A 14,614-nucleotide genomic window follows, 5' to 3' on the forward strand; every position below is an offset into this window, starting at 1 on the left:
CAGCACCCATAACACGGCTAACAACCGGGAGTCCGCTTCATCGCTTTTTCACCCTGCGTCAAAATCAGCACGTGTCCTGAGAAAAGCCAAGTAGCGGACGTCTTCCGCGGCGAAAATCTGTGGGCCAGCTCCCATGTATGCACGCATTAACTCATCCGCTGCACGATCATCTTGACCATCATCGAGCAAAACCTGTCCAAGACGCAGGTGCAAAAAAGGATTTCCAATCCCGCCGGGACAAGTCATTGCGTACTGCAAAGCTTCGCGAGCGGAGGTCGTAAATCCGGATAGGAAGCAAGCGTCAGCGATAGCCGCCAGGATCCAGGTTGCAGCCTCCCAATCATTTTTTGGGGAAGGGATTAATGCCCACGCCTTGTTATATTGAGCTACTGCTTCCTCAAAGCGGCCTGACTCGGCCAGCAGATCTCCGTCACTACTGAATTTCAGTATTTGCGAGTGTAGATCCGGACTTAATTCTCTATTTTCGTTCGTCATTGTCCACTCCATAGATTTGGTAAAAATCGGTGGGCATCCTATTAAGAAGCAAATCTCTGTTAGTTTCCGGTACATCAGACAAACCGCGTTGGCTGTTTTGGGGCTGCTGCGCAGCCCAGCGGGGATAAATCCCCTCGCCACAGGGTTTTGTGTGTTGGCTGGTTGGCGGGGTGGTATTGAGAACGCGGTGGGCTTTTTTGTGAGTGCTTCGCACTCAAGCGGGAGCAAGCTCCCTCGCCACAAAAGCAGTTTTGTGTGAAGTCAGGGGTGGCGATCCAGCTTCTTGAGGAACACGGTCATTTCTTTTTCGGCTTGTTTGTCGCCGTGGGCTCGGGCGGCTTCAAGGCCTTGTTGCCAGGCTTGGCGGGCTGCGGCGGCGTCGCCTTGGCCTTGGTGGGCTTTGCCCAGTAGTTTCCAGGCGGCTGAGTATTTGGGGTCGAATTCGACGCAGCGTTGGAGATGTTCGGCGGCGCGGGGGTAATCGCCTAGGTCGAGGTAGCCTTTGCCGAGGCCGAAGCGCAGGAGGGGGTTGTCCATGCCCTTGGCGAGCATTTTTTCCAGGGAGTCGAGCATGGGGGCGCTTCCTCGGGGGTGTCAGTGATTGATCTGTTGGCCGTTGGTGCGCTTTCGCGAGCAAGCCCGCTCCCACAGTAGATCTTTGTTGCTCACCATTGTCGTGAACAACAGCAAACCTGTGGGAGCGGGCTTGCTCGCGAAGGCAGAGGACCAGCACCGCAGATGCTGGATCAGAAGAAACTCAACCCCACATGAAACAGCTTCTCGACATCGCGAATGTGCTTCTTGTCCACCAGGAACAGGATCACATGGTCGCCGGTCTGGATCACGGTGTCGTCGTGGGCGATCAGCACTTCTTCGTCGCGGATGATCGCGCCGATGGTGGTGCCCGGTGGCAGGCCGATGTCGCGGATGGCTTTGCCGATCACTTTGCTGGATTTGGCGTCGCCGTGGGCAATCGCCTCGATGGCTTCGGCCGCGCCGCGGCGCAGGGAGTGGACGCTGACGATGTCGCCGCGGCGTACGTGGGCGAGCAAGGTGCCGATAGTTGCCAGTTGCGGGCTGATGGCGATGTCGATGTCGCCGCCCTGGATCAGGTCGACGTAGGCCGGGTTGTTGATGATGGTCATGACCTTTTTCGCGCCCAGACGCTTGGCCAGCAGCGAGGACATGATGTTGGCTTCGTCGTCGTTGGTCAGGGCCAGGAAGATGTCGGCGTCGGCGATGTTTTCTTCCAGCAGCAGGTCGCGGTCGGAGGCGCTGCCTTGCAGCACCACGGTGCTGTCGAGGGTGTCGGAGAGGTAGCGGCAGCGTGCCGGGTTCAACTCGATGATCTTGACCTGGTAGCGGCTTTCGATGGCTTCGGCCAGGCGCTCGCCGATCTGGCCGCCGCCGGCGATGACGATGCGTTTGTAGTTTTCATCGAGGCGGCGCATTTCGCTCATGACGGCGCGAATATTCGCCTTGGCGGCGATGAAGAACACTTCGTCGTCGGCTTCGATCACCGTGTCGCCCTGGGGCAGGATCGGCCGGTCACGGCGGAAAATCGCGGCGACGCGGGTTTCGACATTCGGCATGTGTTCGCGCAATTGGCGCAGTTGCTGGCCCACCAACGGGCCGCCGTAGTAGGCCTTGACCGCCACCAGTTGCGCCTTGCCCTCGGCGAAGTCGATCACCTGCAAGGCGCCGGGGTGTTCGATCAGGCGCTTGATGTAGTTGGTCACCACCTGCTCGGGGCTGATCAGCACGTCCACCGGGATCGCTTCGTTGTCGAAGAGGTCGGCGCGGGTCAGGTAGGCGGCTTCGCGCACCCGGGCGATCTTGGTCGGGGTGTGGAACAGGGTGTGGGCGACCTGGCAGGCGACCATGTTGGTTTCGTCGCTGTTGGTCACGGCCACGAGCATGTCGGCGTCGTCGGCGCCGGCCTGGCGCAATACCGTCGGCAAGGAACCGCGCCCTTGCACGGTGCGGATGTCGAGACGGTCGCCGAGGTCGCGCAGGCGTTCACTGTCGGTGTCGACCACGGTGATGTCGTTGGCCTCGCTGGCCAAATGTTCCGCCAGCGAACCGCCGACCTGCCCTGCACCCAGGATGATGATTTTCATCCATTCACTCCTATCGAATCGGTTTTAACCGCGTGCGGCGGCGATTTTGATCAGCTTGGCGTAATAGAACCCATCGTGGCCGCCTTCCTGGGCCAGCAACTGGCGGCCGTGAGGCTGCTTGAGGCCGGCCTGGGTGGCGATGTCCAGCTCACGGGCGCCCGGCGTGCGGGCGAGGAAGGCTTCGATCACTTCGGTGTTTTCGGTCGGCAAGGTCGAGCAGGTGGCGTAGAGCAGCATGCCGCCCACGTCCAGGGTCTGCCACAGGGCATCGAGCAGTTCGCCTTGCAACACGGCCAATGCGGCGATGTCGTCCGGCTGGCGGGTGAGCTTGATGTCCGGATGGCGACGGATCACGCCGGTGGCCGAGCACGGCGCGTCGAGGAGGATGCGCTGGAACGGCTTGCCGTCCCACCACGCCGCCGTGTCGCGACCGTCGGCGGCGAACAGTTCGGCGTCCAGGCCCAGGCGTTCGAGGTTTTCCTTCACTCGCACGAGGCGCTTGGCTTCCAGGTCCACGGCCACGACGCCGGCCAGTTTCGGCTCAGCTTCGAGGATGTGACAGGTTTTGCCCCCTGGCGCGCAGCAGGCGTCCAGTACCCGTTGGCCGGGCGCCAGCTCCAGCAGGTCGGCGGCCAGTTGCGCAGCTTCGTCCTGGACGCTGATCCAGCCCTCGGCGAAGCCCGGCAGTGCGCGCACATCGCCTGGGGTTTCCAGGACGATGCCGTCGCGGCTGTACTGGCACGGGATGGCCGGGATGCCCGCCTCGCCCAGCAACGCCAGGTAGGCATCGCGTGTGTGGTGGCGACGGTTGACCCGCAGGATCATCGGCGGATGGGCATTGTTGGCGGCGCAGATGGCTTCCCATTGCTCGGGCCAGAAGGCCTTGAGGGACTTCTGCAACCAGCGCGGATGGGCGGTGCGGACCACCGGATCGTGCTCCAGTTCGGCCAGCAGGGTTTCGCTTTCCCGTTGGGCGCGGCGCAACACGGCGTTGATCAGGGCCTTGGCCCAAGGTTTTTTCAGCTTGTCGGCGCAGCCCACGGTTTCGCCGATGGCGGCGTGGGCCGGGACGCGGGTGTAGAGCAGTTGATAGAGGCCCACCAGCAGCAGCGCCTCGACGTCGGCATCGGCGGCCTTGAACGGCTTTTGCAACAGCTTCGCCGCGAGGGCCGAGAGGCGCGGCTGCCAACGGGCGGTGCCGAACGCCAGGTCCTGGGTGAAACCGCGATCACGGTCTTCGACCTTGTCCAGCTGGGTCGGCAGGGAACTGTTCAGCGAGGCTTTGCCGCTGAGGACGGCGGCCAGTGCCTTGGCGGCGGCCAGACGCGGGTTCATGAGGCGTCCGCCGCTTGGCCGAGGACGGTGCCGACGGCGAATTTCTCACGGCGGCTGTTGAACAGGTCGCTGAAGTTCAGCGCCTTGCCGCCGGGCAGTTGCAGACGGGTCAGGCACAGGGCCTGCTCGCCACAGGCAACGACGAGGCCGTCCTTGCTGGCGCTGAGGACTTCTCCTGGTGCGCCCTTCCCTTCGGCCAAGTTGGCGGCCAAGACTTTCAGGGCTTCACCGTTCAAGGTGCTGTGGCAGATCGGCCAAGGGTTGAAGGCCCGCACCAGGCGCTCCAGCTCGACGGCCGGGCGGCTCCAGTCGATGCGGGCTTCGTCCTTGTTCAGTTTGTGCGCGTAGATGGCGAGGCTGTCGTTCTGCACTTCGCCTTCCAGCGTGCCAGCGGCCAGGCCGGCGATGGCTTGGACCACCGCTGGCGGGCCGATCAGCGCGAGGCGGTCGTGCAGGCTGCCGCCGGTGTCTTCGGCGCTGATGGGGGTGCTGGCCTTGAGCAGCATCGGCCCGGTGTCCAGGCCGGCTTCCATGCGCATCACGGTCACGCCGCTTTCGGCATCGCCCGCCTCCACCGCACGTTGGATCGGCGCCGCACCGCGCCAGCGCGGCAGCAGCGAGGCGTGGCTGTTGATGCAGCCCAGGCGCGGGATGTCCAGCACCACTTGCGGCAGGATCAGGCCGTAGGCGACCACCACCATCAAGTCGGGCTTGAGCGCCGCCAGTTCGGCTTGGGCTTGCGCGTCGCGCAGGGTCGGCGGCTGCAACACCGGCAAACCATTTTCCAGTGCGAGTTGTTTGACCGGGCTGGGCATCAATTTTTGCCCGCGACCGGCAGGACGGTCCGGTTGGGTGTAGACCGCGACGATTTCGTGGGGGCTGGCCAGCAGGGCCTTGAGGTGTTCGGCGGCGAACTCGGGAGTGCCGGCAAAGACGATGCGCAGTGGCTCAGTCATGGAAAACTCTCAATTACAAAGCAGTCGCAAAAAGAAAAAGGCTTGCCGCGGCAAGCCTTTGAAGAGGGGCATCAAGCGTTCTGGCGATGGATCTTTTCCAGTTTTTTCTTGATCCGGTCACGCTTGAGATTAGACAGGTAATCGACGAACAACTTGCCGTTGAGGTGGTCGCATTCGTGCTGGATGCACACCGCCAGCAGGCCTTCGGCGATCAGCTCGTAAGGCTGGCCGTCACGGTCCAGGGCCTTGATCTTGACCTTCTGCGGACGGTCGACGTTTTCGTAGAAGCCCGGCACCGACAGGCAGCCTTCCTGGTATTGGTCCATCTCGTCGGTCAGGGTTTCGAACTCGGGGTTGATGAACACCCGGGGCTCGCTGCGGTCTTCGGAGAGGTCCATGACGACGATACGCTTGTGCACGTTGACCTGGGTCGCGGCGAGGCCGATGCCCGGCGCCTCATACATTGTTTCAAACATGTCATCGACCAGCTGACGCACTTCGTCGTCCACTACGGCCACCGGTTTGGCGATAGTGCGCAGGCGCGGGTCCGGAAATTCGAGAATGTTCAAAATGGCCATAAGCTTGATAAATGCACGTGTGAGGTAAAGTCGGGTGGCTGGCCTGGCGTGTGTCGGGATGCAGGCTACCGTTGTAAAACGTTGCTCTTGAACAGAGCGAGCCACGGGGGCTCTGGCGTTTTACGCGAACGCACATAATAAAGGGATTCACCGCATGAGGAAATCACTACTCGCCCTGCTGCTCCTGGCCTCGGCCGGTATCGCGCACGGGCAAGTGCAACTTCGGGAAGGTTTTCCCCAGCAATACACGGTGGTGACGGGGGACACGCTGTGGGACATTTCCGGTAAATACCTGCGCGAGCCGTGGAAATGGCCGGAGCTGTGGCAGGCCAACCCACAGATCGAAAACCCCAACCTGATCTATCCGGGCGACACCCTGTCGCTGGTCTACGTCAACGGCCAGCCGCGCCTGACCCTCAATCGCGGCGCCTCGCGGGGCACCATCAAGCTGTCGCCGCGCATTCGCAGTTCGCCGGTGGCCGACGCCATCCCGAGCATTCCGCTGCAGGCCATCAACAGCTTTTTGCTGAGCAACCGCATCGTCGACACGGCGGAAGATTTCAACAAGGCGCCCTACGTCGTCGCCGGCAATGCCGAGCGGGTGCTCAGTGGCATGGGGGACCGGGTCTTTGCTCGTGGTGCGTTCGATGAGAGCCAGACGGCGTACGGCATCTTCCGCCAGGGCAAGGTCTACACCGACCCCGAGACCAAGGAATTCCTGGGCATCAACGCCGACGACATCGGCAGCGGCGAAGTGGTCGCCAGCGAGGGCGACGTCACCACCCTGGCCCTGCAACGCACCACCCAGGAAGTGCGCCTGGGTGATCGGCTGTTCAGCGGCGAAGAGCGCTCGATCAATTCGACTTTCATGCCCAGCGCGCCGAAATCGGACATCCAGGGCTTGATCCTGGACGTGCCTCGGGGCGTGACGCAGATCGGCGCGATGGACGTGGTCACCCTGAACAAGGGGCGGCGCGACGGGCTGGTGGAAGGCAACGTGCTGGCGGTGATGAAGACCGGTGAAACCGTGCGCGACCGCATCACCGGCGAGCCAGTGAAAATCCCCGATGAACGGGCCGGCCTGCTGATGGTGTTCCGCACTTACGACAAACTCAGTTACGGCTTGGTGCTGTACGCCTCGCGGTCGTTGGCGATCCTCGACAAGGTGCGCAATCCGTAACGGGTCTCACAAGTTACCAACAGAGTTATCCACAGCTTGTTCCCGTTTCAACGGGACGATAATGATCAAGGATTGATCACATGCCATTGCCTGAATCTGCTTCGGTTCCGCCTGCGGAACTGGAGGCCCGTCTGCGCTTGCATCGCTTGCCGGAGCTGGGACCTAAACGTTTCATGACCTTGATGGAGGCCTTTGGCTCAGCGTCCAAAGCCATCAGCGCACCGGCCAGCGCCTGGCGGGCGCTGGGGTTGCCGGCCACGTGCGCCGAGGCCCGACGCGCCCCGGACATACGCGACGGCGCCGCCCACGCACTGGCCTGGCTAGACGGCCCGGCCCAGCATTTACTGATGTGGGACCAGCCTGACTACCCGGCGCTGTTGGCACAGATCAGCGATGCGCCGCCGCTGCTGTTCGTCGCTGGCGCCCCCTCGATCCTGGAAAAACCGCAGCTGGCGATGGTCGGCAGTCGCCGGGCATCGCGTCCCGGAATGGACACGGCGGCGGCGTTTTCCAGAAGCCTGGCCGGCGCTGGTTTTGTCATCACCAGTGGCTTGGCGTTGGGCATCGATGCGGCGGCCCATCAGGCGGCGCTGGACGTTGGCGGATGCACCGTCGGCGTGCTCGGCACTGGCCTGGAAAATTTTTATCCACAGCGCAATCGTCGGTTGGCGGACGCGATGATTGCCCAGGGCAGCGCGGTGGTTTCGGAGTTCCCGCTGGACGCAGCGCCCAACGCCAGCAACTTTCCGCGTCGCAACCGGATCATCAGTGGTTTGTCCCTCGGTGTGCTGGTGGTGGAGGCCAGTGTCGCCAGCGGCTCGCTGATCACCGCCCGTCTGGCGGCGGAACAGGGTCGCGAGGTGTATGCCATTCCAGGGTCGATCCATCACCCTGGGGCCCGGGGCTGTCATCAACTGATCCGCGACGGGGCGGCACTGGTGGAAACCGTCGAGCACATTCTCGAAGCATTGCGCGGTTGGCAGCGGCTGCCGCTGGCCGCCGAGCCTGTGCCCGTGACCCATCCGCTGCTGCGCCTGCTGCATGCCGCGCCGCAGAGCAGCGAGGCGTTGGCCGATGCCAGTGGCTGGGGTTTGCCCAAAGTGCTGGCGGCGCTGACTGATCTGGAAATGGAGGGGCGCGCCACTCGTGACAACGGACGCTGGTTCGCACGCTAGGTTTTATGGGGAAGATCGGTAAACTGCCCACAGCCTTAATTGCGTTGCGGGAGAATCTTTCATGGTCAACAGTTGGCGTGTGCAACAAGCCGCGCGAGAAATTCGCGCCGGGGCGGTGATTGCCTATCCAACCGAAGCGGTCTGGGGCCTGGGTTGCGACCCATGGAACGAGGAGGCCGTGGAACGCCTGCTGGCGATCAAGTCGCGGCTGCCTGACAAAGGCCTGATCCTGGTGGCGGACAATATCCACCAGTTCGACTTTCTGTTCGAAGACTTCCCCGAAACCTGGATGGACCGCATGGCCAGCACCTGGCCAGGGCCCAATACCTGGCTGGTGCCGCACCAGAATCTGCTGCCGGAGTGGATTACTGGCGTGCACGACACCGTCGCGCTGCGGGTCAGCGATCATCCCACCGTGCGTGATTTGTGTTCGCTGGTCGGGCCGCTGGTGTCCACCTCGGCCAACCCCCAGGGGCGCCCGGCAGCGCGCACGCGGATTCGCGTCGAGCAGTATTTCCGCGGGCAGATCGACCTGGTGCTGGGCGGCAACCTGGGCGGGCGCAAGAACCCCAGCGTGATTCGCGACCTGGCGACCGGCAAGGTCGTGCGGCCGGACTGAGCCCGAACACAAACTCTGCACTTGCATAAACCACTGTGGGAGCGAGCTTGCTCGCGATGGCGCCAGGTCAGTTGGCATTGATGTTGGCCGATCCACCGCTATCGCGAGCAGGCTCGCTCCCACAGGGTTTTGTGTTGCACACAGTACTTATGAACACCACCAAACAAGTGTGGGAGCGGGCTTGCTCGCGAAGGCGTCGGCACATTCAACATTGATGCAAGCTGACCCACCGAATTCGCGAGCAAGCCCGCTCCCACAGGGGATTTGCGGCGGCCAGGGAAATCGAACTCGCCTTCACAAGGTTTTGTGTTGTACCCAGTATTTATGAGCACCACAGAGCAAGTGTGGGAGCGGGCTTGCTCCCACATTGGTTTTTGCGAATACCTTCAGCTCAACTCAAGGCAGGAGAACGGTCGACCCCGTCGTGCGCCGCGCTGATAACTCGGTATGGGCCTTGGCCGCTTCCGCCAGTGGATAACGCTGGTTGATATCCACCGTGAGCTTGCCGCTGGCGATCATCCCGAACAACTCATCCGCCATGCGCTGCAGGTTTTCGGCGTTGTTCGCGTAGGTCGCCAGGGTTGGGCGGGTGACGTACAGCGAGCCCTTGGCCGAGAGAATCCCCAGGTTCACGCCGTCCACCGCGCCGGAGGCGTTGCCGAAGCTCACCACCAGGCCACGGGGCGCCGTGCAATCCAACGACGTCAGCCAGGTGTCCTTGCCAACGCCGTCGTACACCACCGGGACTTTCTTGCCGTCAGTCAATTCCAACACGCGCTGCGGGACGTTTTCCTTGCTGTAGTCGATGACTTCCCAGGCGCCGTGGGATTTGGCGATGGCGGCCTTTTCCACCGAGCTGACGGTACCGATCAGCTTCACGCCCAAGGCCTTGGCCCACTGGCAGGCCAAGGACCCCACACCACCGGCGGCGGCGTGGAACAAAATGGTTTCGCCGCCCTTGAGTTCATAGGTCTGGCGCAACAGGTATTGCACGGTCAAACCCTTGAGCATCACCCCAGCGGCCTGTTCGAAACTGATGGCTTCGGGCAGGTGCACCAGGTTGGCTTCGGGCAACACATGCACATCGCTGTAGGCCCCCAGCGGGCCGCTGCCGTACGCCACCCGGTCGCCAACCTTGAACCGCGTAACGTCTGCGCCGATCGCCTCGACCACGCCCGCGCCCTCGGCGCCCAGGCCAGAAGGCAACGCCGGTGGCGGATACAGGCCGCTGCGGTAATAGGTGTCGATGAAATTCAGGCCGATCGCCTTGTTGCTGACGCGCACCTGCTGCGGGCCGGGCTCGGCAGGCGAGTAATCGACGTACTCGAGCACTTCGGGACCGCCGTGGGAACTGAACTGGATACGTTTGGCCATCTTCACTTTCTCCTTGTCGCAGGACTTTTTACCAAGCCTGCTATCGGACTCCTAAGCTTGACCGTCGTCAACTGTGGCGTGGGCAAGTGCGGTGGTATCCTGTGCGCCCATTTGCCACCGGCCCGCTATACGCCGCGTAGCGTAGCCCTGATCAAGGTGATGTCATGTCCACTCGCACCGAGGCCGTGAAAGCCTACCTGCTCGACCTGCAAGACCGTATCTGCGCCGCCCTGGAAACCGAGGACGGCGGCACGCGCTTCGTCGAAGACGCCTGGACCCGGCCTGCCGGCGGTGGCGGTCGCACGAGGGTGATCGAAAACGGCACGGTGATCGAAAAGGGCGGCGTCAACTTTTCCCACGTCTTCGGCAGCGGTCTCCCTCCGTCGGCAAGCGCCCATCGGCCCGAATTGGCCGGTCGCGGCTTTGAAGCCCTGGGCGTGTCGCTGGTGATCCACCCGCACAACCCCCACGTGCCGACTTCCCACGCCAACGTGCGCTTTTTCATCGCCGAAAAGGAAGGCGAAGAGCCGGTCTGGTGGTTTGGCGGTGGCTTCGACCTGACGCCTTATTACGGCGTGGAAGAGGATTGCGTGCACTGGCACCGCATCGCCCAGCAAGCCTGCGAACCGTTCGGCCCGGACGTCTATTCGCGCTACAAGGCCTGGTGCGACAGCTATTTCCACATCAAGCATCGCAACGAGCCCCGTGGCATTGGCGGCCTGTTTTTCGATGACCTGAACGAGTGGGACTTCGACACCAGCTTCGCCTTCATGCGCGCCATCGGCGACGCCTACATCGATGCCTACCTGCCGATCGTGCGTCGTCGCAAGCACGATGCGTTCACCGCCCAGCAACGGGAGTTCCAGGAATACCGCCGCGGGCGCTACGTGGAATTCAACCTGGTCTACGACCGCGGCACCCTGTTCGGGCTGCAATCGGGCGGGCGTACCGAATCGATCCTGATGTCCCTGCCGCCGCAAGTACGCTGGGGCTACGACTGGAAAGCCGAACCGGGCAGCGAAGAAGCGCGGCTGACCGAGTATTTCCTGCAGGATCGCGATTGGCTGGCTACGGCCTGAACGGGGATTATCCATGGACCGCTACGTTGTAATGGGTAACCCGATCGGCCACAGCAAGTCGCCGTTGATCCATCGCCTGTTTGCCGAGCAGACCGGGCAACGCCTGGACTACAACACGCTGCTGGCACCGCTGGAGGATTTTTCCGGGTGCGCCCAGGCATTTTTCCGCGAGGGGCGTGGGGCGAACGTCACGGTGCCGTTCAAGGAAGACGCCTTTCGCCTGGCCGACAGCCTGACCGAGCGGGCTCAACGGGCCGGGGCGGTCAATACGTTGAGCAAGCTGGCCGACGGTCGCCTGTTGGGTGACAACACCGACGGCGCCGGCTTGGTCCGCGACCTGACCGTCAACGCCGGCTTCAGCCTCAAGGGCAAGCGCATCCTGTTGCTGGGGGCCGGCGGCGCGGTGCGCGGCGCCCTGGAACCGCTGCTGGCCGAGGCGCCGGCCTCGGTGATCATCGCCAATCGCACGGTGGAAAAAGCCGAATTGCTCGCCGAGTTGTTCGCCGACCTGGGGCCGGTTTCGGCCAGTGGCTTCGACTGGCTGCAAGAGCCGGTGGACCTGATCATCAACGCCACCTCCGCGAGCCTGTCAGGGGACGTGCCACCGATTGCCGCCAGCTTGATCGAGCCCGGCAAGACGGTTTGCTACGACATGATGTACAGCAAGGAACCGACTTCATTCTGCCGTTGGGCCCGTGAGCACGGGGCGACAGTGGCGATGGATGGCCTGGGCATGCTCGCCGAGCAGGCGGGCGAAGCCTTCTACCTGTGGCGCGGGGTACGCCCGGACACCGCGCCGGTGCTGGCCGAGCTGCGCCGCCAGTTGGCGCTATGAACGGTGAACTGAACCTGTGAACTGTGAACTGTGAACTGTGGCGAGGGAGCTTGCTCCCGCTCGGGTGCGAAGCGCCCGCCTGACTGACCGCACGACATTTAAGGTTGGCAAGCCCTCTAGGACTGCTTCGCAGCCCAGCGGGAGCAAGCTCCCTCGCCACAGGGAATGTCTGCCTTGAGCACAGGGGATGTCTGCCTTGAGCCCTAGTCTTCGAAATGAATCGGGCACGCCTGCGCCCCTTCCAACTTCAACAACTCCTCCACCACCTGCGGCCGGGCCATGCGCAACGTCAGGCTACGCCCCTGGCCGCGCAGGCGCCGGGCTTCCTGATGGAGCATTTCCACCCCGGAATAATCAATGAAGTTGATCTGCTGGGCATCGATGACCACCCGCTGCGCCTGCAACCGTTGCAGGCGCACTTGCAGGTAATGGCTGGCGCCGAAAAAGATCGAGCCGCCGACCCGCAAAATCTCCGCCTCCCCTTCGCGAAAATGCTGCACACGGGGCTGCGAGGTGCGCTTGAGGTAAAAGAACAGCGAAGCGAGCACGCCGGCATAAATGGCGGTTTGCAGTTCCAGCAGCAACGTGGCCAGGCAGGTCAGGCTCATCACCACGAATTCGGCGCGACTCACGCGGTACAACGCACGGATACCCCGGTGATCCACCAGCCCCCAGGCGATCAGCAAAATGCTGCCAGCCATGGCGGGAATCGGGATGTGCGCGATCAGTTTCGCCCCGGCGACCGCAAACAACGCCACCCACAAGGCCGAGAACACCCCGGCCAGGGGCGAACAGGCTCCGGCTTCATAGCTGAGGCCGGAACGGGTAAAGGAACCGGCTGACAATGATCCGGAGAAAAATCCTCCGACAATGTTGGAAAGCCCCTGCGCCCTCACCTCCTGATTCGCATCGAGCAATTGCCCGGACCGTACCGACAATGAACGAGCGATAGACAAGCTGGTGACCAACCCGAGCATGCCCACCGCGACGGCACCGGGCAGCAGACGCAGGATCAGCTCCAGGTCCAGCGGCAGCAAAGTGAGCGGCGGCAGGCGCCCGGCGAAAGCACTGACCAGCGCCACATGCCCGAACATCGCCGGCCACAACCAGACCACCAGGCTGCTGATGACTAAAGTTATCAACAGGCTCGGCCAGCGCGGCAGCAAGCGCTTGAGCAGGACACCCAGAATCAAAGTGCCCAATCCCAGCAGCAGCGATGGCTTATCCACAGCCCCGATGTGGTCGACCAGCATCAGCAGGCCCCTCAACGCCGTGGCTTCGTTCGGCAGGTCGAGGCCCAGCAGGTTCGGCAACTGCCCCAGGGCAATGACCACCGCCGCGCCCAGGGTGAAACCCAGCACCACCGAGTGGGAGACGAAATTCACCAGCGCCCCGAAACGCAGCAAACCCAGCAACCATTGGAAGATACCCGCCAGCACCGTCAGCAGCAGGATCAAGGTGATGTAGTCCTGGGATGCGGGCACGGCCAGGGGACTGACGGTGGCGTACAGGACGATGGAAATCGCCGCCGTTGGCCCGCAGATCAGGTGCCACGACGAACCCCACAGGCAGGCGATCAGCACCGGCACGATCGCCGCGTACAAGCCGTACTCGGGGGGCAGACCGGCAATCAGGGCGTAGGCAATGGACTGCGGCAACGCGAGAATCGCGCCGCTGAGGCCGACGATCAGGTCACGGCCGACACTGGCCCGGGTCTGCCGGGGCAGCCAGCTCAGGAAGGGAAAGAGTGAATGGCGCGTGGGGATTGCCATGGGGCCTCAGGGATGGGGTTTGGCGCAAGAGTATCAGGTGAACCCATGTGGCGAGGGAGCTTGCTCCCGCTCGGTCGCGCAGCGGCCGCAAAAAATCGGGACCGCTGCGCAGTCCAGCGGGAGCAAGCTCCCTCGCCACAAAAGCCGCTCGCCATTATGCCTAGAGCTTGGCCTTCACCGCCGTCAACGCGTCCTTGCCATCCAGGGTCTTCACACCGTCCAGCCATTTATCCAGCACCGCCGGGTTGGCCTTGATCCAGGCCTTGGCCGCATCGGCGTTGCTGACCTTCTTGTTGACCACCTCGGCCATGATGCTGTTTTCCATTTCCTGGGTGAAGCTCAGGTTGGTCAGCAGCTTGCCCACGTTCGGGCAGGCCTGTGCATAACCTTTGCGCGTCAGCGTATAGACGCTGCCGGTGTCGCCGAAGTATTTCTCGCCGCCCTTGAGGTAGTGCATTTTCAATTGCACGTTCATGGGGTGCGGGGTCCAGCCGAGGAAGGTCACGAACTTCTGTTTTTTCACCGCCCGGGAGACTTCCGCCAACATCGCCTGCTCGCTGGACTCCACCAGTTTCCACTCACCCATGCCGAAGTCGTTGGTCTTGATGATTTCTTTCAGCGAGAGGTTGGCCGGGGCGCCGGAACCGATGCCGTAGATTTTCTTGTCGAACTTGTCGGCGAATTTGTTCAGGTCGGCAAAGTTATGCACACCCGCATCCCAGACGTAATCCGGGACCGCCAGGGTGAATTCGGTACCGTCCAGGTTCTTGGCCAGTTGCGTAACGTCGCCATTGGCCACGAATTTGTCATAGAAGCCCTGCTGCGCCGGCATCCAGTTACCCAGGAACACATCCACCTGGCCGTCCTTGAGGCCACCGAAGGTGATCGGCACGGCGAGGGTGTCAACCTTGGCCTTGTAGCCCATCCCGTCCAGCAGGAAACCGGTGATGGCGTTGGTGGCGGCAATGTCGCTCCAGCCCGGATCGGCCATCTTCACCGTTTCGCAGCTCTGCTCGGCCCAGGCCGAAACACTGCTCAATGCCAACAGCCCAGCGGTCAGTACTGTGGATAACTTTTGCATGGCTTTGCCCCTTAC

14 protein-coding genes are annotated in these 14,614 nt (G+C 62.7%); 5 read left to right on the forward strand and 9 right to left on the reverse strand.

The annotated features are described in order from the left end of the window. Positions 1–48: 48 nt before the first annotated feature. From M1D99_RS00005 to def, 6 genes are all read right to left on the reverse strand, one after another. Positions 49–495, reverse strand: a complete 447-nt coding sequence (locus tag M1D99_RS00005) for a tetratricopeptide repeat protein (protein WP_458131216.1) — start codon at positions 493–495, stop codon at positions 49–51. Between the two features lie 261 nt (positions 496–756). Then, positions 757–1,068, reverse strand: coding sequence for a tetratricopeptide repeat protein (locus M1D99_RS00010; protein WP_458131217.1), 312 nt, complete (start codon positions 1,066–1,068; stop codon positions 757–759). A gap of 173 nt (positions 1,069–1,241) precedes the next feature. Next, complete coding sequence (trkA, locus tag M1D99_RS00015; RefSeq protein WP_434573301.1) at positions 1,242–2,615, reverse strand: Trk system potassium transporter TrkA; 1,374 nt, start codon at positions 2,613–2,615, stop codon at positions 1,242–1,244. Positions 2,616–2,639: 24 nt separating this feature from the next. Next, positions 2,640–3,950 carry a 16S rRNA (cytosine(967)-C(5))-methyltransferase RsmB gene (gene rsmB / locus M1D99_RS00020; RefSeq protein WP_434573303.1) on the reverse strand — a complete coding sequence of 437 codons (1,311 nt, stop codon included), beginning with the start codon at positions 3,948–3,950 and terminating at the stop codon, positions 2,640–2,642. Continuing rightward, entirely contained in the window at positions 3,947–4,906 is a 960-nt protein-coding gene (gene fmt, locus M1D99_RS00025) for a methionyl-tRNA formyltransferase (RefSeq protein WP_458131218.1), read from the reverse strand. The genes rsmB and fmt overlap by 4 nt, the downstream gene beginning before the upstream one ends. Positions 4,907–4,977: 71 nt before the next feature. After that, a complete protein-coding gene (gene def, locus M1D99_RS00030; protein ID WP_030138961.1) occupies positions 4,978–5,484 on the reverse strand; it encodes a peptide deformylase in 507 nt (168 codons plus the stop codon). 154 nt (positions 5,485–5,638) lie between these two features. Here def and M1D99_RS00035 point away from each other — a divergent pair, with 154 nt between their 5' ends. The 3 genes from M1D99_RS00035 to M1D99_RS00045 all read left to right on the forward strand — a co-directional run bounded on the left by M1D99_RS00035 (position 5,639) and on the right by M1D99_RS00045 (position 8,458). Further along, complete coding sequence (locus tag M1D99_RS00035; RefSeq protein WP_458131219.1) at positions 5,639–6,664, forward strand: LysM peptidoglycan-binding domain-containing protein; 1,026 nt, start codon at positions 5,639–5,641, stop codon at positions 6,662–6,664. Between the two features lie 80 nt (positions 6,665–6,744). Beyond that, positions 6,745–7,839, forward strand: a complete 1,095-nt coding sequence (gene dprA / locus M1D99_RS00040) for a DNA-processing protein DprA (RefSeq protein WP_458131220.1) — start codon at positions 6,745–6,747, stop codon at positions 7,837–7,839. Between the two features lie 61 nt (positions 7,840–7,900). Continuing rightward, on the forward strand, positions 7,901–8,458 hold the full coding sequence (locus M1D99_RS00045) for an L-threonylcarbamoyladenylate synthase (RefSeq protein WP_014335849.1): 558 nt from the start codon (positions 7,901–7,903) through the stop codon (positions 8,456–8,458). A 396-nt stretch (positions 8,459–8,854) separates the two neighbouring features. Here M1D99_RS00045 and M1D99_RS00050 read toward each other — a convergent pair whose 3' ends face one another. After that, positions 8,855–9,832 (reverse strand): NADPH:quinone reductase, encoded by a 978-nt coding sequence (locus tag M1D99_RS00050; RefSeq protein WP_458131221.1) that lies wholly within the window; start codon positions 9,830–9,832, stop codon positions 8,855–8,857. A 164-nt stretch (positions 9,833–9,996) separates the two neighbouring features. Between M1D99_RS00050 and hemF the strand changes: the two genes are divergently transcribed. Beyond that, positions 9,997–10,911 carry an oxygen-dependent coproporphyrinogen oxidase gene (gene hemF, locus M1D99_RS00055; protein ID WP_186706406.1) on the forward strand — a complete coding sequence of 305 codons (915 nt, stop codon included), beginning with the start codon at positions 9,997–9,999 and terminating at the stop codon, positions 10,909–10,911. Positions 10,912–10,924: 13 nt separating this feature from the next. After that, the gene (gene aroE / locus M1D99_RS00060; RefSeq protein WP_458131222.1) at positions 10,925–11,746 is read left to right on the forward strand and encodes a shikimate dehydrogenase; all 822 of its coding nucleotides are present in this window, start codon (positions 10,925–10,927) and stop codon (positions 11,744–11,746) included. Positions 11,747–11,949: 203 nt separating this feature from the next. Here aroE and M1D99_RS00065 read toward each other — a convergent pair whose 3' ends face one another. Continuing rightward, positions 11,950–13,518, reverse strand: coding sequence for a SulP family inorganic anion transporter (locus tag M1D99_RS00065; protein ID WP_186706408.1), 1,569 nt, complete (start codon positions 13,516–13,518; stop codon positions 11,950–11,952). Between the two features lie 160 nt (positions 13,519–13,678). Next, positions 13,679–14,599, reverse strand: a complete 921-nt coding sequence (gene choX, locus M1D99_RS00070) for a choline ABC transporter substrate-binding protein (protein WP_434573315.1) — start codon at positions 14,597–14,599, stop codon at positions 13,679–13,681. Between the last annotated feature and the right edge of the window lie 15 nt (positions 14,600–14,614).

Source organism: Pseudomonas sp. R3-41, assembly GCF_054161485.1.

Excerpts from the sequence above, each read along its gene's own strand:
- M1D99_RS00005 (WP_458131216.1), bottom strand. The coding sequence starts at position 495 with ATGACGAACGAAAATAGAGAATTAAGTCCGGATCTACACTCGCAAATA.
- M1D99_RS00010 (WP_458131217.1), bottom strand. The coding sequence starts at position 1,068 with ATGCTCGACTCCCTGGAAAAAATGCTCGCCAAGGGCATGGACAACCCC.
- trkA (WP_434573301.1), bottom strand. The coding sequence starts at position 2,615 with ATGAAAATCATCATCCTGGGTGCAGGGCAGGTCGGCGGTTCGCTGGCG.
- rsmB (WP_434573303.1), bottom strand. The coding sequence starts at position 3,950 with ATGAACCCGCGTCTGGCCGCCGCCAAGGCACTGGCCGCCGTCCTCAGC.
- fmt (WP_458131218.1), bottom strand. The coding sequence starts at position 4,906 with ATGACTGAGCCACTGCGCATCGTCTTTGCCGGCACTCCCGAGTTCGCC.
- def (WP_030138961.1), bottom strand. The coding sequence starts at position 5,484 with ATGGCCATTTTGAACATTCTCGAATTTCCGGACCCGCGCCTGCGCACT.
- M1D99_RS00035 (WP_458131219.1), top strand. The coding sequence starts at position 5,639 with ATGAGGAAATCACTACTCGCCCTGCTGCTCCTGGCCTCGGCCGGTATC.
- dprA (WP_458131220.1), top strand. The coding sequence starts at position 6,745 with ATGCCATTGCCTGAATCTGCTTCGGTTCCGCCTGCGGAACTGGAGGCC.
- M1D99_RS00045 (WP_014335849.1), top strand. The coding sequence starts at position 7,901 with ATGGTCAACAGTTGGCGTGTGCAACAAGCCGCGCGAGAAATTCGCGCC.
- M1D99_RS00050 (WP_458131221.1), bottom strand. The coding sequence starts at position 9,832 with ATGGCCAAACGTATCCAGTTCAGTTCCCACGGCGGTCCCGAAGTGCTC.
- hemF (WP_186706406.1), top strand. The coding sequence starts at position 9,997 with ATGTCCACTCGCACCGAGGCCGTGAAAGCCTACCTGCTCGACCTGCAA.
- aroE (WP_458131222.1), top strand. The coding sequence starts at position 10,925 with ATGGACCGCTACGTTGTAATGGGTAACCCGATCGGCCACAGCAAGTCG.
- M1D99_RS00065 (WP_186706408.1), bottom strand. The coding sequence starts at position 13,518 with ATGGCAATCCCCACGCGCCATTCACTCTTTCCCTTCCTGAGCTGGCTG.
- choX (WP_434573315.1), bottom strand. The coding sequence starts at position 14,599 with ATGCAAAAGTTATCCACAGTACTGACCGCTGGGCTGTTGGCATTGAGC.